The organism is Microbacterium sp. Bi128, assembly GCF_918698205.1.
The window spans coordinates 1-1,947 of the sequence record NZ_CAKKMM010000973.1 but is presented as its reverse complement, the minus strand read 5'-3'; the positions used below and the strand labels follow the sequence as shown (position 1 = coordinate 1,947).

2 protein-coding genes are annotated in these 1,947 nt (G+C 68.3%); one reads left to right on the top strand and one right to left on the bottom strand.

The annotated features are described in order from the left end of the window. Positions 1–885, top strand: an 885-nt coding sequence (locus LQV45_RS28710; RefSeq protein WP_230010395.1) for a nitrous oxide reductase family maturation protein NosD, incomplete at its 5' end; no start/stop codon positions are given. A gap of 98 nt (positions 886–983) precedes the next feature. Here LQV45_RS28710 and LQV45_RS28705 read toward each other — a convergent pair. Continuing rightward, a partial coding sequence (locus tag LQV45_RS28705; protein WP_230010393.1) for a right-handed parallel beta-helix repeat-containing protein occupies positions 984–1,947 on the bottom strand: 964 nt, incomplete at its 5' end.

Sequence of the window (1,947 nt, the reverse complement as noted above, 5' to 3'; positions counted from 1 at the left end):
GGCATGACGGTCGTGGTGTCGACGTCGGCACAGTTGACCGCGGCGCTGATGTCCGCCCAGCCCGGGCAGACGATCCTGGTGAAGGACGGCACGTACACGGGACAGTTCGTCGCCGCCGCGTCGGGCACTCCGGCACAACCGATCACCCTCACCGGCTCCCCCCGCGCGGTGCTCACGACCGGCAAGACCTCGTCGGGCTACGCCCTGCACATCACGGGCGACCGCTGGAACGTCTCGGGACTCTCCGTCACACGCGCGGCGAAGGGGATCGTGCTCGACGGCTCGAGCGCCACCGTCATCGACGGCGTCGACGTCGGGAACACCGGAGCGGAGGCGGTCCACGTGCGCACCGGCAGTACCCATGTCACGGTCCGCAACTCCCGCATCCACGACACGGGCCTCGAGCAGCCGTCCTACGGCGAAGGCATCTACATCGGCAGCGCGAAGAGCAATTGGTCGTCGATCATGGGTTCGTCGAGCACGCCGGACCGCTCGGACCACGCGCAGATCGTCGGGAACACGATCTCCGACACGTCGGCCGAGGGGATCGACGTGAAAGAGGGGACGACGGGCGGCGTCGTCAGGGGTAACACCTTCTCCCGCGCCGGCTATTCGGGTGCGAACTACGGCGATTCCTGGATGGATGTGAAGGGCAACGGTTATCAGGTCACGGGCAACCGGGGAGCGGGAACGCTCCTCGACGCGTTCCAGGTGCATGTGGCCCTGCCCGGCTGGGGCAAAGACAACGTCTTCCGGGACAACATCGTCACCGGCGGCGTCCCCGGCTACGAGGTCTCCGTCCAGTCCGGAGCGACCGGGACCGTCGTCGCGTGCGCACCGTCCGGGGCCGCGAAAGGCCTGACCAACATCACTTGCGCGGGCTGATCCGTGCCGGGAGGTTGGAGCGGAGCCGGGGTGTCGCCCTGGCTCCGCTCCAGCGTCGCGGAATGGCATCCGGCGCGGCTCATCGGTGCTGCGACTCTTTAGGGAGCGCTTGCCGAGCACTCGACGTTGCTGAGTCCCTCCCCGACGCCCGAGGCGGAGTTGTTGCATTCGACGACGTTGTCCAGGCGCGCGGTCACCGAGTACCCGTACCCGGGGCCGTTGACGTTCGCCACGTTCGCGCTGAAGACGTTTCCCCTCCCCCAGCCGTCGACGATCTCGTGGGTCTGGTAGCCGTCGCCGGGTGAGTCGGTGCCGGTGTTGCCGCGGACGATCCAATCGTTGCCCTTGATGTCGACCCACGAGTCGGCATCGTCGGCGAGCTGGGCGCCATCGAAGACGTTGCCCTCCACACGCCCTCCCGTCGTCCCCTCCTTGACGTCGACGCTTTCGGCGGTGGTGCCGGAGATGGAGTTGCCGACGATGACGTTGCGGTCGCTGCGATCCGGCTCGCAGTCGGTGATGTCGCACCAGTTGCTCTCCGCCGTCCCGACATACACGCCCTCGCCGAACTTCGCGCGCCGCTTCCCCGTGTCGCGGATGACATTGTCCGACACCATATTGTCCGAGCTGTGGGCGCGCAGGTGCACCGCCTCGTCGCCGATGTCGGACACGGTCAGATTCTCGATCGTGGTGTCCGTCACACCATCGGCCATGATCCCTTTCTGACCATTGCGGATGCCGAAGCCCGCGACGCTCCAGTGGGCGACACCGTCGAGATGGAGCACGTACCCGTCGTCGACGCGCCCGCCGTCCAGAACGGCGTCGGGGCTCCCGCACAGACGGATGGGGGCGTCCGCCGTCCCGCTGGTCTTCGCCGTGAAGTTGCCGGGGTAGACACCCGGCCGCAGGAGGATGGACGCGCCGGGCGTCGCGTCGTCGAGCGCTTCCTGCAGATCCCGAGCGGTGGCGACGGTCACGGTGGCACCCGAGCAGTCAGCGCCCTCAGCCGCCGATCCACTCGACGGAGGCTCCGGGGTGGAGCTGCTCGCGCCGGGGGTGGGC